This is a genomic window from Promicromonospora sp. AC04, from assembly GCF_003058225.1.
Lineage (GTDB): Bacteria > Actinomycetota > Actinomycetes > Actinomycetales > Cellulomonadaceae > Promicromonospora.
Genome location: NZ_QBUG01000010.1, coordinates 135,639 through 158,484 on the forward strand (window position 1 = coordinate 135,639; position 22,846 = coordinate 158,484).

Genomic DNA, 22,846 nt, shown 5'->3' on the forward strand with positions numbered 1-22,846 from the left:
TGCGGAGGTGTTGAGATGACGTACAAGATTTCGAAGTCCGACCAGGAGTGGCGCGAGCAGCTCTCGTCCCAGGAGTACGCGGTGCTGCGCCAGGCGGGCACCGAGCGGGCCTGGACGGGCGAACTGCTGGACGAGAAGCGCACCGGCGTCTACCGGTGTCGCGCGTGTGACGCCGAGCTGTTCCGCTCCGACACCAAGTTCGACTCGCACTGCGGCTGGCCGTCGTTCTACAGCCCGCTCGCCGGCGACTCCGTCGAGCTGATCGAGGACCGCTCGCTGGGCATGGTGCGCACCGAGGTGCGCTGCGCGACCTGCGGTTCCCACCTGGGGCACGTGTTCGACGACGCGCCGCAGACCCCGACGGGCGACCGGTTCTGCATGAACTCGGTGAGCCTCACGTTCGAGGAGAGCTGACGGCGAGCCGGCCGGCTCAGCGCCCGGCCAGCTTCCACGCCACGATGTCGGCAGAGTAGCGGTTGAGGAGCCGGGCGAGCTGGGCGACGTCGTCGGTCGCCCAGGTCGCGAGCGCTCCCTCCAGCATGGCGACCCGGCTGGTGCGTGCCCGCTCGAAGCGGGCGCTGCCGTCTGGCGTCAGGGTGATGTTCTGTCCGCGGCTGTCGTCGGGGTCGACCGTGCGCTCGACGAGCCCGAGCTCGACCAGGCGGCTGAGCTGTCGCGACACGGTGGCGCGCCCGACGCCGAAGAAGGTCGCGAGGTCCGAGCCGCGCGCGCCGGGCCGTTCGGCGATGTGTGCCAGGAGCGGGTAGGCGCTGGCGTCGAGCTCGGGGTGGACTCGCTGGGCGATCGACGCCCCGTTGGACTGCGCGCGGCGGATCACCAGCCGGAGCTCGCGCTCCAGGCCCTCGAACGGCCCCGGACCGGTCACCCTGTCACCGACCGTGTCGTCGCCGGCACCCGTGCCGGCGACGACACCGTCTTCGGACGTGTCCGTGCTGGACCTGCCTGTACTCGAGAGCATGCGCCAATGATGGCGTGTCAAGCGCCCGGATCACAGTCCTGGGGCACGAATTCCCCCGCTTGCTGCGCACACTTAGCCCACTGCTGGTTCGAGGTCCTTGAGCTGGTCGATGCCCGACCGGTGGCCCAGCGGGACCTCCTTGATGAGGGACACGCAGAGCAGCGCGATCAGGGCGAGCGGGACGGCGGCGAGGAAGATGTCCGCGATGCCGTTCGCGTACGCCTTCTCGACGACCTCGACCAGGATGGGCGGCAGGGTCGAGAGGTCGGGCAGGGTGCCGCCTCCGGACTGGAGCGCGGCCGGGTCGATCCCCTGCTTGGCCAGCTCGGGGGCGATCTCGGTGATGCCGTCCCGCAGGCCGCCCTGCACGCTGTGCCCGAGGATCGCGCCGAGCGCGGAGACGCCGATCGCGCCGCCGAGCGAGCGGAAGAACGTCACGGTCGACGTGCCACTGCCCGAGTCCTTGATGTGCAGCGTGTTCTGCGTGGCCAGCACCATGTTCTGCATGAGCAGGCCGACGCCGGAGCCCAGGACGAACAGGTAGATCGACACCAGCACGAACGACGTGTGGTAGTCGAGCGTCGACAGGAGCAGCAGTCCACCCGTCAGGAGCACACCACCCGCGACCATGAAGGGCTTGTACCTGCCGGTCTTGGAGATGAGTTGCCCGCCGACCGTGGACGACAGGAACAGGCCGACGACCATCGGGATGGTGTAGAGGCCGGACTCGGTGGGCGTCTTGCCGCGCGAGAGCTGCATGTACTGGCTGAGGAACACCGACGAGCCGAACATCGCGACACCCACGGCCACCGAGCCGATGACGGCCAGCACCAGCGTCCGGTTCTTGAACAGGTACATCGGGATGAGCGGGTTCTTCACCCGTAGCTCGACGAGCACGGCGGCGGCGAGGACCGCGAGGGAGCCGCCGACCATCACCGCCGTCTGCCAGGAGAGCCAGTCGTACTCGGTGCCCGCGAAGGTGATCCACAGCAGCAGGGTCGCGATCCCTGCGGCGATCAGCGTGGCGCCTGCGACGTCGATCTTCGCGGAGCCGCGCGGCCGCTTCGGCAGCTTGAGCGTCATCTGCAGCACGATGATCGAGGCCACCGCGAACGGCAGGCCCACGAAGAAGTTCCAGCGCCAGCTGATCGCGTCGGTGAGGAAGCCACCCAGGATCGGGCCGCCGACCATGCCGATGCCCATGATCGAGCCCATGAGGCCCATGTACCGGCCGCGCTGGCGCGGGCTGATGATGTCGGCGATGAGCACCGCGGCCAGGGACTGCAGGCCGCCTGCGCCGATGCCCTGGAAGGCGCGGAACGTGATGAGCTGGCCGACGTCCTGCGAGAACCCGGCGGCCGCGGCCGACAGCACGGAGATGACCAGGGCGACCTGGATCAGCGTCTTGCGGTTGGTGAGGTCGGCGAGCTTGCCCCAGATCGGGGTGGAGATCGTCGAGGTCAGCAGGGTGGCGGTCACCACCCACGTGAACGACGACTGCCCGCCCTCGAGGTCGGTGATGATCTTCGGCAGGGACGAGGAGACCACCGACATGGCCAGGACCGAGACGAACATGCCCAGGAGGATCCCGGACAGCGCCCGGAGCACCTCGCTGTGCGTCATGGCGGGTGGTTCGCCCTGGAGGTGGTCGGGCTCGACCGCTACGGACTGGGTGCTAGGGCTGGTCATGCATACTCCTGCTCGTTCTGGGGCGATCTCCGGTGCGCGGTGTCCGCACTGATGGTGTCGACGAGGCGGTCCAGCGTGCGGGTCGCCTCGGCGAGGTCTTCGGGCGACCAGGCGGCGAACGCCCGGTCGATCAGGTTCGTGTACTGCTCGGAAGCCTCGGCTGCGAGCGCGCGCCCGGTGTCGGTCAGCTCGATGGTGCGGACCCGCCGGTCCTCGTCGTCGACGGTCCGGACGACGTATCCGGCGTCGGCCAGGGTGCTCACCTGACGGCTCGCGACGGAGAGGTCGACCCGCAGGCGCGCCGCGATGTCGGTCAGCGAGACCGGGCCGCACTTGGTGAGCAGGTGCAGCACGGACAGGCCGGCCCTGGGCCAGTCGAGCTCGTTGGCGATGTGCGCCGCTGCTTCCCGCTGGGCGCGGGAAAGACTCTGGAGCGCGGTGATCAGGGCGACGGCTGGAGCTTCGGTGCCGGACGGCGTCCGGCTCATCTGGGAAGTCATAGTGCCTCGCATTTGATTGCTTAGGGCAACCATATCGCGATGGTTGCCGAATGCAAGGGTCTCCGGGAACTGTTTCGCCGGCCGCGGTGTGACCTGCGCGACACGGGTCCGAGCGCTGCTCCCGGCGCACGAGAACGGCGCCGCTCCCACGGGTGGGGGGCGGCGCCGTCGGATCGGCTGCGCGGGTGGGTCAGGCGCTGGTACGGGACTCCTCGCCCATGTCCTCGAGCTCCATGCCCTTGGTCTCGGGCACCTTGCTGAACACGAAGAAGAAGCTCAGCGCCGCGAAGGCCGCGTACATCAGGTACGGCACGCTGGCGCCGAAGGCGGACAGCAGCGGCGGGAACGTCAGGGTGATGGCGAAGTTGGCGATCCACTGCATGGCCGCCGCGACGCCGAGGGCGGCGGCGCGGATGCGGTTGGGGAACATCTCGCCGAGCAGCACCCACACGAGCGGGCCCCACGAGGCACCGAAGAAGACGACGAACGCGTTGGCGCAGATCAGCGCGATGACGCCCCACGGGCCGCTCAGCGAGATGTCCTCGCCCGCGCCGGTCGCCTGCGTGAACGCGAGGGCCATCAGGCCGAGCGACACGGTCATGCCGGCCGAGCCGATGAGCAGCAGCGGACGGCGGCCCACCTTGTCGATGAGCGCGATGGCGATGAACGTGACCGCGACGTTCGTGATCGAGGTGATGGTGGAGACCAGGAACGCCTGGCTCTCGTCGAAACCGACGGCCTGCCACAGCGTGCTCGAGTAGTAGAAGATCACGTTGATGCCGACGAACTGCTGGAACACCGAGAGCAGGATGCCCACCCAGACGATCGGCTTGAGGCCCAGCGCGCTACCCCTGAGCGAGCCCTGGGAGGCGTTGGCCTCGTCGATCGCGATGCTCCGGTGGATCTGGGCGAGTCGGTCGTCGGCGTCCTCGTCGGGGCCGAGCACGCTGGCCAGGACGGCGCGCGCCTCGTCGTCGCGCCCCTTCGCGGCGAGGTACCGCGGCGACTCGGGGATGCGCAGGGCGAGGATGCCGTAGACGGCGGCCGGGATCACGGCGACGAGGAACATCCAGCGCCAGGCCTCCCAGCCGAGCCACAGCACGTTGGCGGCGCCGCCGGCCGACTCGGCGAGGATCTGGTCGGAGAGCAGCGCGGCGAAGATACCCACGGTGATCGCGAGCTGCTGCAGCGAGCCGAGGCGGCCCCGCATCGCGGCGGGCGCGATCTCCGCGATGTACGCGGGCGCGATCACCGAGGCGATGCCGATGCCCACGCCGGCCATGAAGCGCCAGATCGCGAGGTCCAGGGCGGAGAACGCGATGGCGGACAGGATGGAGGACACGAAGAACAGGACGGCGCCGAGCACCATGACGTGGGTGCGGCCCCAGCGGTCGGCGAGGCGTCCGCCCGCCCAGGCGCCGAGCGCGCACCCGAGCAGCGCGATGGCGACCACGAGGCCGGTGACGGAGGCGTCGAGGGAGAACTGGCCTTCGATGGCGTTCACTGCGCCGTTGATCACGGAGCTGTCGAAGCCGAACAGGAAGCCGCCCACCGCTGCGGCGAAGGCGAGAGCCGTTGCCTTGCGGTGGGCCGATTGTGCAGTGTTCGTGGCCGAAGGGGTGGCGCTCATACGAACGATGCTAAATCGCCCGCCGGGCCGTTCGCGCGCGGAGCCGCTCGCTGTGAAAAGAGTCTCCGATCCGGCGCGGCTCCCCCTGCGGCCCGTTCCGGTCAGGTCGTCGGGTCGGGTCGTCAGGTCAGGTCGTCAGGTCAGGAAGGGCCACAGCGCCCACGTCGCCAGCGCGGCGACCAGGGCCGCGGCGGGGATCGTGAGGACCCAGGCGACGGCGATGTTCTTGGCCACGCCCCAGCGCACGGCGGAGAGCCTGCGGGTGGCGCCGACGCCCATGATCGCCGAGGTGATCGTGTGCGTGGTGGAGACCGGGGCGTGCAGCGCGAACGCATTGACGTACAGCACGAGCGCCGAGACGGACTCGGCAACGAAGCCGCGGGCCGGGTCGAGCTCGATGATCTTGCGGCCGAGCGTCCGCATGATGCGCCAGCCGCCCGAGTACGTGCCGGCCGAGATGGCGGCCGCGGCGCACAGCTTGACCCACAGCGGGATGCCCGTCGCCGGGTTGGCCCAGCCGACGGTCAGCAGCGCCAGGTAGATGACGCCCATCGTCTTCTGCGCGTCCTGCAGGCCGTGGCCGAGGGCCATCGCCGCGGCGGAGGCGGTCTGCGCGATCCGGAAGCGCCGGTGCGCCTTGGCCGGCGCGGCGTTGCGGAAGATCCACATGATGCCGACCATCACCGCGAAGGCGAGGCCGAAGCCCACCAGCGGCGAGATGATCATGGGCAGGACGACCTTGTCCACGATCGCGCCCCAGTAGACGCTCATGCCGCCCGCGAGCCCGGCGCCGACCAGGCCGCCGATGAGCGCGTGCGTGGACGACGAGGGGAGACCGAACCACCAGGTGATGAGATTCCACACGATCGCTCCGAGCAGCGCGCACAGCACCACCGTGAGCTCGGCTTGGGTACTGGCCCCGGTCAGGTTGACGATCGACGTCGCGATGGTCTCCGCGACCTCGGTGCCCAGCAGGGCGCCGGCGAAGTTCATGGCGGCCGCCATGAGGAGCGCGACGCGGGGCGTCAGCGCCCGCGTCGACACCGACGTCGCGATCGCGTTGGCGGCGTCGTGAAAGCCGTTGGTGTAGTCGAAGCTCAGGGCGAGCGCCACCACGAGGACGACGAGGGCGACCTCCAACTCACGACTCCTTGAGGGCGATGGTCTCGACCAGGTTCGCCACCTTCTCGAAGCTGTCCGCGGCGTTCTCGAGAACCTCCACGATCTCCTTCAGCTTCATGAGCTGGACCGGGTCGTTCGCCAGGTCGTCGAAGAGCTGGGCGATGAGCTTCCGGTGCAGCTTGTCCGCCTGGTTCTCCAGGCGGTTCACCTCGATCCAGTAGTCGGTGAGCTTGTCCATCGAGCGCAGCCGGGGCATGGCCTCGGCCGTGAGCTCGGCGCACCGCTGCAGCACCTGGACCTGGTCGGACACGCGGTCCGGCAGGCCATCTACCTTGTACAGGACGATGAGGTCGGCGGCCTCGTCCATCTCGTCCATGCAGTCGTCCAGCGCCGACGCCAGGCCGGAGATGTCCTCACGGTCGAACGGGGTGACGAAGGTCTGGTTGAGGCGGCGCATGATCGAGTGCGTGGCATCGTCGGCGAGATGTTCGACGTCGTGCATCTCGTCGGCGAGCTTCTCGCGGCCGGCCTTGTCCGCGCCGAGCAGCTCCGCCAGCAGGGACGAGCCCCGGACGAGGTGCTGGGCCAGGTCGGCGAGAAGATCGAAGTACTTGGTGTCGCGCGGAGTAAGGCGCACGAAGGCTCCCGTTCTGAGGGCTCTGGAACAGGCATCAGCGTAGGGCTGTTGCCGACCATCGCCAATTTGCAAGGTCGCACTTTGGCAACTCGTGACACACGGCACAGCCAGCGAGCACAACTCTGCCGACGGCATCGTCGGCCAGGAGGTGGGGGGAAAGAGAGCGACGCCGAACCGGGAGCGCCTCTCGGCGCGGGGCCGCTCGTAGCGGCTTGAGGTGGAGCCCGGGGCTTCCGCAGCCCGGCGTCGCCTGCACCATCTTAGTCGCGTGCGTGGATCTGCCAAGGGGGTCGGACGTCACACGGTGCGCCGGCGCGGAGGGCTTGACAGCGCTCGGAGCTATTCCAGGGCGCCGGTTCTCCACAGGTCACCGGCCCGTTCCAGCTCCTCGGCGGTGCGTAGCAGCGAGCTTGCGCTGCGGGTCATCCGGGTGGCGCCGGTGGGGTCGGCGACCTCGCGGGAGTCCGCGTCGAACGCCGCTCCGGTCGACAGGATGCGGCAGAACGCACCAGCCCGTTCGAGCGCTACGGCGAGGTCCCCGGTGAACACGCCGGACAGGACGGCGTCGGCGAGAATCTGCAGGTCACCCGGCTCCGGCGGGCTCGGCACACCAGCAACGGCCTCCTGGACGGGCGCGGCTTCCACACCGAGTCGATACCGGAGCATGACGGTAGCCATGTCGCGGCGTACCCACTCGCGCAGCACGTACAGCCGCCAGAGCGCGCCGGGCAGGGAGACGGCGGCGGCGTCCGCCCACAGGCCCGCCACCGTGTCCAGGCCCTCGTTCTCGACGAGGTGGATGAGCCGCTCCACCACCTTCGGGTCCTCGGTGGTGCGGGCGCGGTCCACGAGGGCGCGTGCCGTCGCGTGCGCGACCTCGTCGCGCAGAGCAGGGTCCACTTCACCCGGGAGCGCCTCGGCGTCCCGGGGGTCCAGCATGGCCGGCCGTCTCGGCGGTCGTTGGTCGCTGCTCATGGTGACCGATAGTGCGCCGAAGAAGAGCGTGTGTCCACCACCACGGTCACCAGACCTGCGGGCTTACCTTCTCTGTGGCCACCACCCGCGGTCCCGAGGGGGTGTCGGCGACGTGGGCCACGAGCGCCTCCCCGGGCTCGAGGAACGGGTCGCGCGTGGGCAGGCCGTCGGCCACGGTGCGCGACGCGTGCTGCGCGAGCGCGTCCAGCACGGTGGGCAGGACCGGGCGGTGGGTGCAGATCACCGACGACTCGGTGGCCTCCTCGAGCAGCTCGCGCACGGTCGCGGCGACGCGCGACGGCGACCGCTCGTGCTGCGCCTCGGTGAGGTACTCGCTGTAGCTCGGCCGCAGGCCAGCGGCCCGCACGTAAGGGTCGATGGTGGTGGCGCACCGCTCCCACCGCGAGCTGATCACGTGCTCGACGCCGTAGGCCGCCAGCACCGGGACCAGCGCGGACGCCTGCCCGTGCCCGAGCGGAGTGAGCGGACGGTCGCGCTCGGCGCCGTGCCAGGAGGTGCGCGGCACCGCCCGGCCGTGCCGCGCGATGACGAGCGTGCGGGTATCCAGCACACCCTCGGACTCGGCGGACACGAGGGCGTTCAGCGGCCCGCGGTCGGACGCCCGGGTGAGGCGCTGCGCGGCGTCGGCCGCGTTCAGCCACTCCACCCGGTCGACCTCCTCCCGGTCGACGGGGGCCACCGGCGCGCGCGCCGTGAGGGCCGCCGTGTCGTGGCCCCTGCGCGCGCGACGCGCCGCCCAGTAGTGCACGCGCTTCACGCGGCCCTCGGGCGTGAGGTACTGCAGGCCGGGCAGGGGCCGGCCGAGCACAATCTCCTTGCCCGTCTCCTCGCCGACCTCGCGGATCGCGGCGCCCTGGAAGGACTCCCCGAACTCGAGCTTGCCCTTGGGCCACGACCAGTCGTCGTACCGGGGCCGGTGCACCAGCTGCACCTGGAGCGCGCCGCCGCGCCGACGCCAGACGAGCCCGCCCGCCGTCATCACGACAGGGGTGTGCATCCCCGTGGCGGGGGACGTCGCCATCGTCGCCTCTGTACCCACCACGGACCTCCGGCCCGTCACCGGACAGGCTCGAGCCGGCGCCGCTGCCGCTGGATGAGGACCGCCTGCAGGTCGCGGAGGCCGTTGCCCTCCGAACCCGACGACGGGCGCTCCCATCGGCCGTCCGGCAGGAGGTGCCACGACGCCGTCGTGTCCGCCATGGACTCGTCGAGCAGGCCGAGCAGCTCGCCCACGTGGGTCGGGTCGGAGATCCGGATGAGCGTCTCGACCCGGCGGTCGAGGTTACGGTGCATCAGGTCGGCCGAGCCGATGTACACCTCGGGGCCGGACTCCGGCCCCTCGGCGATGGCCGGCCCGGCCGAGTTGGCGAAGACGAAGATACGCGAGTGCTCCAGGAACCGGCCCAGGATGGACCGCACCCGGATGTTCTCGCTCAGGCCCGGGACGCCCACGCGGATCGCGCAGATGCCGCGCACCACGAGGTCGACCTGCACACCGGCCTGGGAGGCGCGGTACAGGGCGTCGATCACCGTCTCGTCGACCACCGAGTTGATCTTCATCTTGACCCAGGCCTCGTGGCCGGCGCGGGCGGCGTTCGCCTCGCGCTCGATGCGCTCCACCAGGCCCGAGCGGACGGCGCGCGGTGCCACGAGCAGGCGGTGGAAGGTCGACTTGGGTGCGTACCCGGAGAGCTGGTTGAACAGGCGGGTCAGGTCCTGGCCCACGTCCGCGTTGCAGGTCAGCAGACCGTGGTCCGTGTAGAGGCGCGCCGTCTTGGGGTGGTAGTTGCCCGTGCCGACGTGGCAGTAGCGCAGCAGGGATCCGTCGGGCTCCTGGCGTACCACCAGCGACAGCTTGCAGTGCGTCTTCAGGCCCACGATCCCGTAGACCACGTGCACGCCCGCCTCCTCGAGCTTGCGCGCCCAGGAGATGTTGGCCTCCTCGTCGAACCGCGCCTTGATCTCGACCAGGGCCAGGACCTGCTTGCCGGCCTCGGCGGCGTCGATCAGCGCGTCCACGATGGGCGAGTCGCCCGACGTGCGGTACAGGGTCTGCTTGATCGCCAGCACGTTCGGGTCGGCCGCCGCCTGCTCCAGGAACGTCTGCACGCTCGTGGAGAAGCTGTCGTAGGGGTGGTGCAGCAGGATGTCCCGGCGCCGGATCGCGGCGAAGACGTCGGTGGGCTTGGAGCTCTCCACTTCCGCGAGGTGCCGGTGCGTGGACGGCACGAACGGCGGGTAGTGCAGCGACGTCAGGTCGAGGTCCGCGATGAGGTTGAGGCCCGTGAGGTCCAGCAGCGCGGGCAGCTCGTAGACCTCTTCGTCCTTCACACCGAGCTCCCGGACGATCAGGTCCCGGATGCGCGGGCTGATGTCCTTCGCGATCTCCAGCCGCACCGGCGGGCCGAACCGGCGCCGCAGGAGCTCCTTCTCCATGGCCTGGAGCAGGTTCTCGGCGTCGTCCTCCTCGACGTCCACGTCCTCGTTCCGGGTGACGCGGAACGTGTGGTTCTCCCGCACCTCCATGCCCGGGAACAGGTAGTCGAGGTGCTGCGCTATGACCTCCTCCAGCGGCACGAACGAGAGCGGCCCGCGCTGCGGGTCGGCCTTCTTGGTGCCGGGGCGGCGCGGCTTGCCAGACGCGTCGACCGCGATGAACCGCGGCAGCAGCGGCGGCACCTTGACGCGCGCGAAGTGTTCCTTGCCCGTTGCCGGGTTCGCCACCACCACCGCGAGGTTCAGGCTCAGCCCCGAGATGTAGGGGAAAGGGTGGGCCGGGTCCACCGCCAGCGGGGTGAGCACCGGGAAGATCTGCTTGCGGAAGAACTTGTGCAGCCGCTCCTGCTCCTTGGTGTCCAGCTCTTCCCAGTGCACCAGCGTGATGCCCTCGGCGGCCAGCGCGGGCTGCACCTCGTCCTCGAACACGCGCGCGTGCCGCTCCATGAGCGTGTGCGCCTCGTCCGAGATGCGCGACAGCGCCTGGCGCGGGCTGAGCCCCGACGCGCTCGTGACGGCGATGCCCGTCGCGATGCGGCGCTGCAGGCCGGCCACGCGCACCATGAAGAACTCGTCCAGGTTGGACGCGAAGATCGCCAGGAACCGGACGCGCTCCAGCAGCGGGATCCGCGGGTCCTCCGCGAGCTCCAGCACGCGCTGGTTGAACGCGAGCCAGCTCAGCTCACGGTCCGCGAACCGGTCGACGGGTAGCGGCTCACCCAGCAGCGGGTCGAGCAGGCTGGTCCCGGCGGGACCCTCCGCGATGTGCTCGGCGATGTGCGCGGCCAGGCTCGGGTCCAGGGTGTACGGGTCCATGATGTCCTCGGCCGAGGCATCGTCCGGCCTCGACGGGATCCGCTGGGCCTTCACGGCGTCGGCGGGTGCGGCCTGTGCCTTCACTGCCACGGCTCCCGCGCCGTCGCCGGACTTCTCCTCGCGGTTCCGGCCGCCGTCGGGCTTGCCGTTCGTGGACTCTGCGCCTGCGGTGCTGGGGCTCTGCTTCATGAATCGGCCGTTCTTGTCCCGGGTCCTGGCGGAGGAGTTCGCAGCGCTGTCCTTCATGTGGTTCATGGTGTCACCGTTCGGTACACAGCGGGTAACGCTCCCGGAGAGCGTTCGTCACGGGCGGGCGTATTGAACGTGTACGGCAGCCCGGGTGAAGCCGGCGCGCTCGTACGTGGCCAGCGCGGGCGAGTTGTCGCCCTCCACGTACAGCACGGCGCGCGTGGCTCCGGCCTGCGCGAGATGCGCCAGCCCGACGTCGGTCAGCAGTCGGCCCAGGCCCTTGCCCTGGTGCTCCGGGTCGACACCCAGCGCGTAGATCTCGCCGTCGCGCGCGTCGTCCGGCTGGCCCGGCTCGGTCTTGGTCCACTGGAACGCGACCGGGTCGGCGTCGTCCGCGCCGTCGGGAACGAGAAGGAAGAAACCCTCCGGGTCGAACCACGGCTCGGCCTGGCGGGCACGAAGGTCGTCGAGAGTCATCCGTCCCTGCTCGGGATGGGTGGCGAACGCTCGGGCATTGACGCGGAGCCAGGCGGCGTCGTCGGCCCCGGGACGGAACGTGCGCAGGCGGTAGCCGGCGGGCGCCTCCGGTAGCCCGGGCGCCGCCGTCTCCGCTGCGAGCGGGCGGGTCGGGGTGGTCGGGGTGGTTGGGCGAGTGAGGAACAGGAGCTCGCGCACCGCGCGGAGCCCCGACGCCCGGGCGAACCCGCGGGCGGACTCGAGGTCGCCGTGCGCCCAGACGCGCAGCTGCTTGCCGTGCTGGCCGGGCTCGCCCGAGCGAGAGGGCAGCGTGGCGTCCCGCTCCGCGGTCCGCAGGAGCACGCGGCCGCGCCCGTTCCGGCGGTGCTCCGGATGGACCACCAGCTCGGCGCTCGCGGTCTCGCCCGAGCGGTCGATCTGCACGTAGCCGATAGTGCTGCCCGCCGTGGTGTGCGCGACCACGTGGGTGATCCACTCCGCGTCCGTGCCGAGATTGAGCAGGGGCTGTTCGGACAGCGGTGCGACGCCGTCGTGCGCCTCCGCGGCCGCGGCCAGGCCTCGGACGGCCTGCTGGGCGTCGGCGTCGAGCGGGCCGATCTCGATGGGTGCAGCGATACGCATCTGCCCATCTTGCTCCATCTGCCGGAGCAGAACTTCGGCGCGGGGGCGTGGCCACGTTTCACACGTCCGCGCCGCCGCGGACACGCGGCGGAAACAGGTCGCCCCTAGCGTTCGGAATGTTCCTCTGATCAACATTCCGCTCGGTCGACACCTCTGGGAGGAGATGCCGTGCAGCATGACGCGACGAGATCCGCGCCGCTCCCCGTCGGTACGCCCGACGGCGCCGCGCCGCTCGCGGGCGCCCGTGTCGCCGCCCTGCTCGGGGTGCGGACCGTCGACGGAGCGGTCGTCGACGTCGAGATCTCCGGGGGCCAGGTCGCCGCGGTGGCGGCGAGCGGATCGTTGCCGCCCGTCCACGACCCGGCCGTGCGGCTGGACGCGAGCGGCTGGCTCGCGCTCCCGGCCGCGTGCGAGCCGCACGCCCACCTCGACAAGGCGCTCACCGCGGCGCGCGTCCCGGTCGAGACCGGGGAGGACCTCGTGGGCGCCGTCGCCCGGTGGCGGGAGCTCGCGCCCCATATCGACGGCGCCGACGTCCTCCGCCGCGCGCGGACCGCCGTCGAGCGCTACGTCGCCCGAGGCATCACGACCATCCGCACTCATGTCGACGCGCCCGCCGAGGGCGACCCGCTGCGTCTGCTCGACGCCCTGCTCACGCTTCGCGAGGAGCTCGCGGGGTCCGTGACGCTCCAGGTCTGCCTGCTCGGCGGCTGGCACACGCCGACCGAGGTCTTCGTCGAGGCGGCTGCTCGCGGCGTCGACGTGCTGGGCGGGTGCCCGCACCTCGCCCCGGACCCCCGCGCGGAGATCACGCGAGTGCTCGACGTCGCGGAGCGCACCGGGCTTCCCGTGGACCTGCACGCCGACGAGCAGACTGCCCTGCCGGACAGCGGCAAGCTCGACGTCGAAGAGCTCGCCGAGCAGGTCATCGCGCGCGGCCTTACCCAGCGCGTGACCGCGAGCCACGCCGTCCGGCTCGGGTCGCTGCCGCCGGAGCGCCTGGCCCCCGTCGTCGATCTCATCGCGCGTGCCGGACTCGGCGTCGTGACGCTCCCGATCACCAACCTCTATCTCCAGGGCCGCGACGCCACGCATCTCGCGCCCCGCGGCGTGACCGCCGTCCGCGCGCTCCTGGACGCGGGGGTCCCCCTGGCGGCCGGGGCGGACAACATGCGCGACCCCTTCAACCCCGCGGGTAGCGGCGACCCCTTCGAGACGACGTCGCTGCTCATGACCGCGGCGCACCTCTCGGCCCGGGAGTCGCTCGACGCCGTGACCGCCGGGGCGCGGACGGTGCTCGGCCTGCCGCCGGCAGGTCTGTCCGTCGGCGACCGCGCCGACCTGGTCCTCGTACCCGACGTGCCGCTCGGCGACGTGCTGGCCGGCGCGGACCACTCGCGCGTGGTCCTCGCGGGCGGGCGCGTCGTGGCGGACACGCGCGTGCGCAGCAGCCTTTCCCTCTGGCCGGTCGCTCCGCCGGCCGCCGAGGTCTCCGAACCCGAACAGCTCGTGAGGTGATGACCAGTGAGCACAGTGACCACGACGACGCCACGACCGAAGTCCATGACGCGCACGCTCGTGCTCGACGACGTGAGCAAGACGTTCCCCACCGGCACCGTCGCGCTCGACGGCGTGAGCCTCTCGGTCGCTGCCGGCGAGTTCGTCACTGTCGTCGGCCCGTCCGGGTGCGGTAAGTCGACCCTGCTGCGCCTCGCCTCGGGGCTCGACGAGGTGACCGGCGGGGAGATCGAGGTCAACGCCACCTCGACCTCCTACGTGTTCCAGGAGGCGACGCTGCTGGAGTGGCGCAGCGCGTTGCGGAACGTCGAGCTCGCCGGCGAGCTGCGCGGTGCCGCGAAGCCGGACCGGCGACGGCGGGCACAGGAGGCGCTCGACCTCGTGGGGCTGTCCGGCTTCGAGAAGCAGCACCCCCGGCAGCTCTCCGGCGGCATGCGGATGCGGGTGTCGATCGCCCGCGCGCTCGTCGCTGAGCCGGACCTCGCGCTGTTCGACGAGCCGTTCGGGGCGCTCGACGAGATCACCCGGCTGCGGATGCAGACGGAGCTGCAGAGCCTCTTCGAGCTCAAGAACTTCGCCGGGCTGTTCATCACGCACTCCGTCTCTGAGGCGGTCTACCTGTCGACGCGGGTCGTCGTCATGAGTGGCCGTCCCGGCCGGGTGGTGGCCGACATCCCCGTCCCCTGGTCCTACCCGCGCCCGCCCGAGCTCCGCTACGAACCCGAGTTCGCGGCGCTCACCGGCGAGGTCTCCGCGGCGCTCGGGGAGCACTCGTGAGCGCCGCCGCGGTGAACGCGCCCGCCGCAGACACCCAGAGCGGCACCCGTGACGTCGTCGCGCAGGCCCCCGCCCGGGCCGGCGTCCGACGTGGCCTGGTCTCGGCCGGGGCCAAGGTGTGGCCGCTCCTCGCCGCCGTCGGGGGCATCGTCGCCGTCTGGTACGCCGTCACCTACCTCGTGCTCAGCCCCGAGCGCCGGTTCCTGCTCCCGCCGCTGCACCAGGTCATCGGCACCACGGTGGGCAACCCGAACATCATGGGCCCCATGCTCGACGCCCTGGGGCAGACCGTCGGCGTAGCCCTGTCCGGCCTCGCGATCGCCGTGGTGCTCGGCATCGGGTACGCCGTGGTCATGGTGCAGGCGGGCTGGGTCGAGAAGATCCTCTACCCGTACGCGGTGATCCTGCAGACCATCCCGATCCTCGCGCTCACACCGCTCATCGGGATCTGGATGGGCTACGGGTTCAGCGCCCGCATCGTGGTGTGCGTGATCATCGCCCTGTTCCCGATGATCGCGAACACGCTGTTCGGGCTCCAGTCGGCCGGGCCCGCCGCGCACGACCTGTTCACGCTGAACCGGGCCACGCGCGCGCAACGGCTCTTCAAGCTCCAGTTCCCGGCCGCTCTCCCGTCGATCTTCACGGGTCTGCGCAACGCCGCGGGCCTGAGCGTGATCGGCGCGATCGTCGGCGACTTCTTCTTCCAGCAGGGCCTGCCGGGGATCGGCGGCCTGCTGCGCGTCTACACGCTGCGACTCAACATGGACGCCCTGTTCACGGCCATCATCCTCACCGCCCTGTTCGGGGTCGCGGTGTTCTCGGTCTTCGCGGCGCTGGACCGTGCGGTCATCGGCCGCTGGTACGGCCGCGGCGCGCCCTGACCGCGGCGCCGTCCGACCAAAGCACGCCTTCCTCAGCCCCAGACCCCCCAGCCACACCCCCCGCCCCACCCTTGGAGTCCTCATGTTCCGATCCCGGCCCCGACGCCTCGCCCTCGCCACGTTGACCGTCGTCCCGCTCCTCGCCCTGACCGCGTGCGGCGGGTCCGCCGACGCCCAGGGCGGAGCGGCCCAGCTCGACGTCCCGGCGGCGGAGGCGGACGGCCCGCTCGACCTCTCCGGCGTCTGCCCAGCGACCGTCGTCATGCAGCAGGACTGGCAGCCCGAGGCGGAGCACGGGGCGATGTACTCGCTCGTCGGGGCGGACCACACGGTGGACATCGAGGCCAAGTCGGTCACCGGCTCGCTGGTGGCCCAGGGTGTCGACACCGGGGTGGACATCGAGGTGCGCCCGGGCGGGCCGAACGTCAACTTCCAGCCCGTGCCGTCGCTCATGTACCTGGACGACTCGATCCTCCTCGGAGCGGTGACGACCGACGGGCAGATCGCCGGGCTGGCCGACAACCCCGTGGTCACCGTGGCGTCCCAGCTCACCAACAGCCCGCAGATGGTCATGTGGGACCCGGAGAGCCACGAGGGCGCGACCACCATCAAGGAGGCCGCGGCCGACGGCGACCCGCTGGTGGCCTCGGGCGACGTGTTCCCGCAGCTGCTCGCCGCCCAGGGCATCATCGACAAGTCCCAGATCGACCTCAGCTTCGAGGGGACGCCGCAGCGGTTCGTCTCCGACCCGAGCATCCTGCAGCAGGGGTTCGCGACTGCCGAGCCGTACAGCTACGAGAACGAGATCCCGCAGTGGAACAAGCCGGTCGACTACCAGCTGATCTCCGAGGTCGGCTACTCGGTGTACCCGGAGGCGCTCGCGGTCCGCGCGGACAAGCTCGAGGAGAACGCCGACTGCCTCGCCAAGCTCGTGCCGATCATGCAGCAGTCGCAGATCGACTACCTCGAGGACCCGCAGGCCACGAACGAGCTGATCGTCGACCTCGTGGACCAGTACCAGACCGGATGGACCTACTCGCTCGGCGTGGCCGACTACTCCGTCAAGGCCCAGAAGGACCTCGGCATCGTCACTGACGACCCGGCCTCCGGGGTGTTCGGCCAGATCGACCCCGACCGCATGGCGGAGATCGTCGACACCTTCGGCACGCTCCTCGTCAACGCCGGCCAGATCGACTCCGCGGACATCGACCCCGAGTCGCTGTACACGAACGAGTTCATCGACGACTCGATCTCGATGGGAAGCTGATGACCACTCCGACCACCGCCGAGCGGGCCGCGGCAGCCGCGACCGAGATCGCCGACCGGTTCGGGCCCGAGCTCGTCTCCACCGAGGCGGAGCTGCTGCTCAAGGCCTCCTCCGACTGGTCGCGCATGTCGCCGATCCTTCAGGAGAAGGTGCCGGCCGGCCGGTACCTGCCGGACGCCGTCGTGCGCCCCCGCTCGGCGGACGAGGTGGCCGAGGTCCTGCGGATCGCCTACGAGCACGACGTCCCGGTGACGCCCCGCGGCTCGGGCACGGGAAACTACGGGCAGGCCACGCCGTTCGACGGCGGGCTCGTGCTCGACCTGCGCGGCCTCGACACGATCCGGGTCAATGACTCGGGCACGGTGACAGCGGGCGCGGGGGCGAAGATCACCGCCATCGACGTCGCAGCGCGGGCCGCGGGCCGGGACATCTGGATCTACCCGTCCACCAAGGGATCGACCATCGGCGGGTTCGTCGGCGGTGGTTCGGCCGGTACGGGGACGATCGAGCACGGGTCCACCTCCGACGGCTACGTGCTCTCGCTCACCGTGGCGCCCATGGACGGTAGCGGCACCACGTTCACCGTGTCCGGCCCGGACGTCATGCCCTACGTGCACGTGTACGGGGTGACCGGGGTGATCGTCGAGCTGGAGATCGCCACCGACCCCGCGCGCGACTGGGTGGCGGTCTACGCCGAGTTCCAGGACTGGGCGTCGATGACGAGCGTGCACCGCTCGCTGCTCGACCTGCCGGTGCTGCCACGGCTCGCCTCCGCGGACCCGCCCGCGCTAGTGCCGAGCCTGCCAGCCGCCGTGCCGCTCGATCCCGCGCAGCACAGCCTGCGCGTGATCGCGGAGGCCTCGACCGTGGCGGAGATCGAGGCGCGGGTCGTGGCCGCTGGCGGCGTCGTCGTCGCGAGCCTCGCGGACTACGCGGAGACGGACAAGCTGTCGTCGATGTCGTACAACCACCCGGTGTACTTCCTGCAGAAGGCGCACCCCGACCGCACGTGGTTCCACATGGAGACCGGCGGGCTCGCGCACTGGGAGCGCCCCGACGACGTCCGGGCGGTGTACGACGGCGACGTCCACCTGCACCTGGAGCTCATGGGCAGCGCACCGCTCGCGATGGTCGTCGCCGACTACGTCTCCGAGCAGGAGGCGCTCGCGGGGATCGAGCGCCTCGAGGCGCTCGGCCTCGGCGTGCACTCGCCGCACCAGTGGTACGTGGACCGGCACGTGGACCTCGCCCGCGAAACGGCCCGGACCACGGACCCGAAGGGCCTGCTCAACCCGGGCAAGCTCGTGGACGCACCGCCGGTCGACACCCGCATCAACATCGGGGTGCGCTGATGGGCGCGGCCCGGGTCCCGCGGTTCGCGGACCTGACGTGGCCGGAGATCGAGGCGCTGCCGGCGGACACGGTCGCGGTGCTGCCGCTCGGCGCGATCGAGCAGCACGGCCCGCACCTGCCGGTGTCCACAGACCTCGTCACCGCCACGGAGGCGGCGGCAGCGGCGGTAGGGGCGGTGGCTGCCTCCGGCGCGGCCTCCGTCGTGCTGCTGGAACCGCTCGCGTACACGAAGTCGGACGAGCACGCGGGATTCCCGGGCACCATCTGGCTGTCGTGGGACACGCTCATGCGGGTCCTGGTCGACGTCGGGCGGTCGCTGGCGGCGTCGGGCATCACGCGGCTGGCGTTCGTCAACGGCCATGGCGGCAACTCCGCGCTGGGCCAGGTCGCGAACCGCGAGCTGCGCCGCCGGTTCGGGCTGCGCACGTTCTTCGCCCACCTCGCGACGCCGCGCGACCAGGGCGGTGCCTCGGTGTCGGACGGCGAGCACGGGCTCGGCGTCCACGGCGGCCACGGGGAGACGTCGCTCATGCTGCACCTGCGACCCGACCTGGTCCGCATGGACCTCGCGGAGCGCCGCGTGCCGGAGGACCTGCTCGCCTACGAGCAGATCGGATTCGGCCGCCCCACGTCGTTCGGCTGGCTGTCGAGCGACTTCGGTCCCGACGGTCATATCGGCGACCCGACGACGGCGTCAGCCGAGGCGGGCAAAGAGCTGTTCGAGCACGCCGTCGAGCAGCTGGCACGCACGCTCGTCGAGGCGTCCCGGTTCACGACGCCGGCCGACGGCGCGGGGGCGCTGGGCGCGCGGGAACGGGCGTGAGTGCGCCTGGGCTCGGCGGGTCCGGCGCGAGTGCGTCCGGGGCCGACGGCGCGGCGCCGCGGCTGATCGTTCGCGGGGCGCTCGCGATCCGCACGGGGCCGGCTGCGGGGACCGGGCCCGGTCCGGGTGCGGGCGACGGCGAGGGCGAGCCGGGTGGCGACGTCGTCGTCGGCGGCGACGGCCGGGTGGTGAGTGTCGGGGCCGGGACGGGCGCGCGCGGCGCGCCCGCCGGCGTCGAGACGGTGGAGCTCGACGCGACGGGCTGCGTCGTCACGCCGGGGCTGGTGAACGCGCACCACCACCTGCTCCAGACGGCGTTCCGGACGCTGCCCGGAACGCGCGGCGTGCCGATGCGCGAGTGGCTCGCCCTGATGGCCGCCGCGTACCGGCGCGCCTCCGTGGACGCCGAGCTGGTGGGCGCCGCGGCGCTCGCCGGGCTCGCCGAGGCGCTGCTCAGCGGGGTCACCACTGTCGCGGACCATCATCTGACGTGGCCGGCCGCGCTCGATCCCGCCGAGACCGTGGACCTCGCCCGGGCAGCCGCCGGCGCGGCCGACGAGCTCGGGGCGCGGCTCGTCCTCGTCCGCGGCACCGCGGGGGACGATCCCGAGACGGCGGCGCTGAGCGCCGACGCCATCGCTGCGGCGCTGGTCGGCGACGCGCCCGGCGGGGTGCGGGCGGACGGCGGCGTGCAGGTCGCCGTCGGCCCGGCCGGGGTGCACAGCGACAGCGAGGCGACCTTCCGGCTGCTGGGCGAGGTGGCGGCCCGCCGCGGGCTGCGGCGCCGCACGCAGGCCAACGAGCAGGTAGACGTCGCCGCGGCGCTCGAGCGCTACGGCAGGCGCCCGCTGGACCTGCTGGACGAGTGGGGCTGGCTCGCCCCCGACGTCACGGTCGCGCACCTGTGCGACGTCACCTCCGACGAGATCGCCCGCGTGGCGGCGTCGGGGGCGCACGCGACCCATGCGCCCGGGTGCGACGTGCCGATGGGCTGGGGCGTCGCGCCCGTCGCGAACCTCCTCGCCGCGGGCGTCGTGGTGGGTCTCGGCACGAGCGGCGGAGGGTCGAACGACGCGGGCCACCTGCTCGCGGACGCCCGGCTCGGCATGCAGGTCTCCGCGCTGGTGGGCCGGCAGCTCACGGCGCGCGAGCTCCTGGACGCAGCGACCTCCGGGTCGGCGGACGGGCTCGGCAGGCCCGAGCTCGGCCGGCTCGAGGCCGGCTCGGCGGCGGACCTGTGCGTCTGGGACGTCGGCGGGGTCGCCGACGCCGGGGTGGCGGACCCGGTGGCCGGCCTGCTCTGGGCCGCGCCGGGCCGCCGGCCGCGCCATGTGGTCGTCGGGGGCCGGGTAGTCGTGCGGGACGGACGCCTGGTGGCGGCCGACGAGCGCGAGGTCGCCCGCGGGCTCAGTCGGCGCCTGGCGCGAATCGTTGCTTGACGACCAGCAGGCGGTAGGGCCTGCCGTCGGCGCTGCCCCAGCGGTGGCGGATGCCGCCGCCGTAGTACGCGGAGTCGCCCGGCCCCAGCTCGTCGATGGCGCCGTCCAGGTCGAGCAGCACGTGCCCGTACACCACGTAGGCGTACTCGTCCTCGTCGTGCACCCAGTACGGGCCCGGGTCGCGCGTGGTGCCCGTGTACTCCAGCGGGTCGAACGGGCGGTCGCCGGCCGGCGCGAGCGCGCGGACCGTACCGCCGTTCGCCGAGGCCCACGCTTCGCCGGTGCTGCGCACCACCGACGCGCTGCCTGCGTCGGACGTCGCGGTCCCGGAGAGCAGGATCTGCTGGGTCGTGCCGAGCGTCGTCGCCACCCGGAACAGGGAGGACATGCTCAGCCGCGCCCGGCCGCGCTCGACCTGGCTGAGGAACGAGTGCGAGAGCCCCGATGCCTGGGCGAGCTGGACGAGGGTCAGGCCCTGGTCGTGCCGGAGCGCGCGGATCTTCTGCCCCAGGCTGGTGACCGAGCGACCGAGGGGGTCCGTGTCCTCGTCGATGAGCGCGTCCATTCCTCGATGTTAGGGGACCGCGACGGTCGGACGGCGGCCGACGCCGGGGGACTTGCTGCCGTACCGGCGTCCGTAACAGAACCCGCGCGCCGGGGTGATCCCGGTGAAACATCGACCACCGAGGATGGAGGAATGTTGATGTCATCAACATCGCATCCCGATTCCGTCGCCGACGGATTCCGGGACGCGATGGCCGGTCTGGCGAGCGGGGTGTGCGTGGTGACGACGGCGGCGGACGGCGTCCCAGCCGGGCTGACGACCACCGCGGTGATGAGCGTGAGCCTCGACCCGCCGCTGGTGGCCGTCGGAGTCGGGCGGTCCAGCCGGACGCTGGCGCCGCTGCGCGAGGCGCGACGTTTCGCCGTGCACGTGCTGCCGCACGACCGCGAGGAGGTGGCGAAGGTCTTCGCCTCCAAGGCCCCGGACAAGTTCGCCGGCCTGGCGGTCCGTCCCGGCCTGGGCGGGGTTCCCGTCCTTGCCGACGATGCGCGCCACGTCCTCGAGTGCGAGACCTGGGCAGAGGTCGAGGCCGGAGACCACGTGCTGCTCCTCGGGCAGGTTGTCCGGGTGCACTCCGCGGGGGCCGCCCAGGGACGTGCGCTGGTGCACTTCGACCGGACGTTCCACCACGTCGGCGCGACCCGCGCGCCGGAGGTGCGGCACGGGTGACCGACGGCGATGTCCTCGGACCCGTCGACCTGCCCGCGAGGGCGGTCCGCCCGGGCGACGACGCTTACGAGCCCGCCCGGCGGGCGCTCTCCGTCTCCGCTGTGGTGCCCGAGGACCGTCCCGCGCTCGTCGTCGCGGCGCACGACGTCGCGGACGTCGCGGCGGCCGTCCGACACGCCGGCCGGAGCGGCTTGCCCGTGACCGTCCGCTCCGGCGGGCACAGCACCGCGTTCGCCGCCCTGGGTGATGGCGCCCTCGCGCTCGACGTCGGCGCGCTCGACGACGTCGTCGTCGACCTCGGGTCGCGGACGGCGCGCGTCGGCCCGGGCGTGACGTCCTTGGCGCTCGCGGAGGCCCTTGACGGTACCGGGCTGGCGTTTCCGGTGGGGCACAAGGCAGGCGTCGGGTTCGGCGGTTTTCTGCTCGCCGGGGGCAACGGCTGGAACCAGGGCGCGTGGGGCAGCGCCTGCGAGTCGGTCCGGGATGCGGAGGTGGTGCTGGCCGATGGGAGGCAGGTCGTGCTCGACGCCGCCGCGGACCCCGAGGCGTTCGCGGTGCTGCGTGGCGGCGGTCCGGTGTTCCCGGGGGTGGTCACGTCCTTCGGGCTCCGCCTGTGGCCGGAGCCCGCCGTGCGGCGGTGTTCCGTGCACATGCGGGCCGCCGGCGCGGACGACCTCGCCGCCGTCGGGGCCTGGGCGGACAGCCTCGCCCGGGTGGTCGCGCCCGAGGTGGAGCTCACGCTGGTACTCGGAAAGGCCGACAGCGGACTCGGGATCGTCGCGTCGGTGACCGCGTTCGGGCGGGACGACCGGCACGCCGACGCGCTGCTCGCCCCCGTCACCCGGGAGCTGCCGCGCGTCACGGCCGCGGTCGTGTTCAGCTCGACGACCATGCCCGGCCTGCTCCGGGCCGAGCCCGCATGGCCGGAGTCGGGGTGCGTCGCGCAGCAGGCGTGGACCCGTGCGGGCTACGCAGAGGTGCTGCCTCGGCTGGCCCCATGGCTCCCCTCTGCGCCGTCGTCCGGGTCGAGCGTGCTGGTCAGCTCGGCGTCGTATCGCCGGTCGGCCCCGCCCGCCCCGGACACCCTGCACCGGCCCCTCGGGACGCTGACCGTCGCCGCCTACGCCGTCTGGCGGCCGGGTGACGCCGACGCCGCGAATCTCGCCTGGCCCACCGCGACGCTCGGCGCGCTCACCGACGTGACGACCGGACACTACGTCGGCGAGGCGGACCTGCGCCGCGCCCCTGGTCAGCTCGCCCGCTGCTGGGCGGACGGAGGAATCGACCGGGTCCGGGCGGTACGCGGTCGGCTCGATCCCACCGGCGTCTTCTCCGCGCCGCCCGGCCTGACCCCGGACCTGCTCCCGGCCGACCGCCCCGCTCGATCGTGACAGAAGGAGAC

The 22,846-nt window shown here is 72.0% G+C and carries 21 protein-coding genes; 10 read left to right on the forward strand and 11 right to left on the reverse strand.

Annotated elements, in window-relative coordinates; genetic code table 11:
* Positions 1-15 precede the first annotated feature (15 nt).
* Positions 16-414: a peptide-methionine (R)-S-oxide reductase MsrB gene (msrB, locus tag C8K30_RS23710; protein WP_108495362.1), complete on the forward strand. Its 399-nt coding sequence runs from the start codon at positions 16-18 to the stop codon at positions 412-414.
* 16 nt (positions 415-430) lie between these two features.
* Here msrB and C8K30_RS23715 read toward each other — a convergent pair whose 3' ends face one another.
* The 10 genes from C8K30_RS23715 to mshD form a co-directional block, all read right to left on the reverse strand.
* The gene (locus tag C8K30_RS23715; RefSeq protein ID WP_108495363.1) at positions 431-979 is read right to left on the reverse strand and encodes a MarR family winged helix-turn-helix transcriptional regulator; all 549 of its coding nucleotides are present in this window, start codon (positions 977-979) and stop codon (positions 431-433) included.
* A gap of 72 nt (positions 980-1,051) precedes the next feature.
* On the reverse strand, positions 1,052-2,668 hold the full coding sequence (locus C8K30_RS23720; RefSeq protein ID WP_108495364.1) for an MDR family MFS transporter: 1,617 nt from the start codon (positions 2,666-2,668) through the stop codon (positions 1,052-1,054).
* Positions 2,665-3,168, reverse strand: coding sequence for a MarR family winged helix-turn-helix transcriptional regulator (locus tag C8K30_RS23725; RefSeq protein ID WP_108495365.1), 504 nt, complete (start codon positions 3,166-3,168; stop codon positions 2,665-2,667). The genes C8K30_RS23720 and C8K30_RS23725 overlap by 4 nt, the downstream gene beginning before the upstream one ends.
* A gap of 190 nt (positions 3,169-3,358) precedes the next feature.
* Positions 3,359-4,798 (reverse strand): sugar porter family MFS transporter, encoded by a 1,440-nt coding sequence (locus C8K30_RS23730; protein ID WP_108495366.1) that lies wholly within the window; start codon positions 4,796-4,798, stop codon positions 3,359-3,361.
* A gap of 135 nt (positions 4,799-4,933) precedes the next feature.
* Positions 4,934-5,938, reverse strand: a complete 1,005-nt coding sequence (locus C8K30_RS23735; RefSeq protein WP_108495367.1) for an inorganic phosphate transporter — start codon at positions 5,936-5,938, stop codon at positions 4,934-4,936.
* A 1-nt stretch (position 5,939) separates the two neighbouring features.
* Entirely contained in the window at positions 5,940-6,557 is a 618-nt protein-coding gene (locus tag C8K30_RS23740; RefSeq protein WP_108495368.1) for a DUF47 domain-containing protein, read from the reverse strand.
* Between the two features lie 339 nt (positions 6,558-6,896).
* Positions 6,897-7,496 (reverse strand): hypothetical protein, encoded by a 600-nt coding sequence (locus C8K30_RS23745; RefSeq protein WP_108495369.1) that lies wholly within the window; start codon positions 7,494-7,496, stop codon positions 6,897-6,899.
* A gap of 82 nt (positions 7,497-7,578) precedes the next feature.
* Entirely contained in the window at positions 7,579-8,574 is a 996-nt protein-coding gene (locus C8K30_RS23750; RefSeq protein WP_199230664.1) for an NUDIX hydrolase, read from the reverse strand.
* A gap of 35 nt (positions 8,575-8,609) precedes the next feature.
* Entirely contained in the window at positions 8,610-10,865 is a 2,256-nt protein-coding gene (locus C8K30_RS23755) for an RNA degradosome polyphosphate kinase (protein ID WP_108495492.1), read from the reverse strand.
* A 303-nt stretch (positions 10,866-11,168) separates the two neighbouring features.
* On the reverse strand, positions 11,169-12,152 hold the full coding sequence (gene mshD, locus C8K30_RS23760; RefSeq protein WP_108495371.1) for a mycothiol synthase: 984 nt from the start codon (positions 12,150-12,152) through the stop codon (positions 11,169-11,171).
* A gap of 168 nt (positions 12,153-12,320) precedes the next feature.
* Here mshD and C8K30_RS23765 point away from each other — a divergent pair, with 168 nt between their 5' ends.
* From C8K30_RS23765 to C8K30_RS23795, 7 genes are all read left to right on the forward strand, one after another.
* Positions 12,321-13,670 (forward strand): amidohydrolase family protein, encoded by a 1,350-nt coding sequence (locus C8K30_RS23765; protein ID WP_108495372.1) that lies wholly within the window; start codon positions 12,321-12,323, stop codon positions 13,668-13,670.
* A gap of 6 nt (positions 13,671-13,676) precedes the next feature.
* Positions 13,677-14,447 (forward strand): ABC transporter ATP-binding protein, encoded by a 771-nt coding sequence (locus C8K30_RS23770; protein WP_233257395.1) that lies wholly within the window; start codon positions 13,677-13,679, stop codon positions 14,445-14,447.
* The gene (locus tag C8K30_RS23775) at positions 14,444-15,328 is read left to right on the forward strand and encodes an ABC transporter permease (protein WP_108495374.1); all 885 of its coding nucleotides are present in this window, start codon (positions 14,444-14,446) and stop codon (positions 15,326-15,328) included. The genes C8K30_RS23770 and C8K30_RS23775 overlap by 4 nt, the downstream gene beginning before the upstream one ends.
* Positions 15,329-15,410: 82 nt before the next feature.
* The gene (locus tag C8K30_RS23780) at positions 15,411-16,595 is read left to right on the forward strand and encodes a hypothetical protein (RefSeq protein ID WP_108495375.1); all 1,185 of its coding nucleotides are present in this window, start codon (positions 15,411-15,413) and stop codon (positions 16,593-16,595) included.
* A complete protein-coding gene (locus C8K30_RS23785) occupies positions 16,595-17,947 on the forward strand; it encodes an FAD-binding oxidoreductase (protein ID WP_108495376.1) in 1,353 nt (450 codons plus the stop codon). The genes C8K30_RS23780 and C8K30_RS23785 overlap by 1 nt, the downstream gene beginning before the upstream one ends.
* Positions 17,947-18,771, forward strand: a complete 825-nt coding sequence (locus tag C8K30_RS23790) for a creatininase family protein (protein ID WP_108495377.1) — start codon at positions 17,947-17,949, stop codon at positions 18,769-18,771. The genes C8K30_RS23785 and C8K30_RS23790 overlap by 1 nt, the downstream gene beginning before the upstream one ends.
* Entirely contained in the window at positions 18,768-20,210 is a 1,443-nt protein-coding gene (locus C8K30_RS23795) for an amidohydrolase family protein (protein WP_233257396.1), read from the forward strand. Before C8K30_RS23790 ends, C8K30_RS23795 begins: the two co-directional genes overlap by 4 nt.
* Here C8K30_RS23795 and C8K30_RS23800 read toward each other — a convergent pair.
* The gene (locus C8K30_RS23800) at positions 20,179-20,775 is read right to left on the reverse strand and encodes a helix-turn-helix domain-containing protein (protein ID WP_108495378.1); all 597 of its coding nucleotides are present in this window, start codon (positions 20,773-20,775) and stop codon (positions 20,179-20,181) included. The genes C8K30_RS23795 and C8K30_RS23800 overlap by 32 nt on opposite strands.
* Before the next feature lie 138 nt (positions 20,776-20,913).
* Between C8K30_RS23800 and C8K30_RS23805 the strand changes: the two genes are divergently transcribed.
* Both C8K30_RS23805 and C8K30_RS23810 read left to right on the forward strand, forming a co-directional pair.
* Entirely contained in the window at positions 20,914-21,444 is a 531-nt protein-coding gene (locus C8K30_RS23805) for a flavin reductase family protein (RefSeq protein WP_158281110.1), read from the forward strand.
* The gene (locus C8K30_RS23810; protein WP_108495380.1) at positions 21,441-22,835 is read left to right on the forward strand and encodes an FAD-binding oxidoreductase; all 1,395 of its coding nucleotides are present in this window, start codon (positions 21,441-21,443) and stop codon (positions 22,833-22,835) included. The genes C8K30_RS23805 and C8K30_RS23810 overlap by 4 nt, the downstream gene beginning before the upstream one ends.
* Positions 22,836-22,846: the final 11 nt, after the last annotated feature.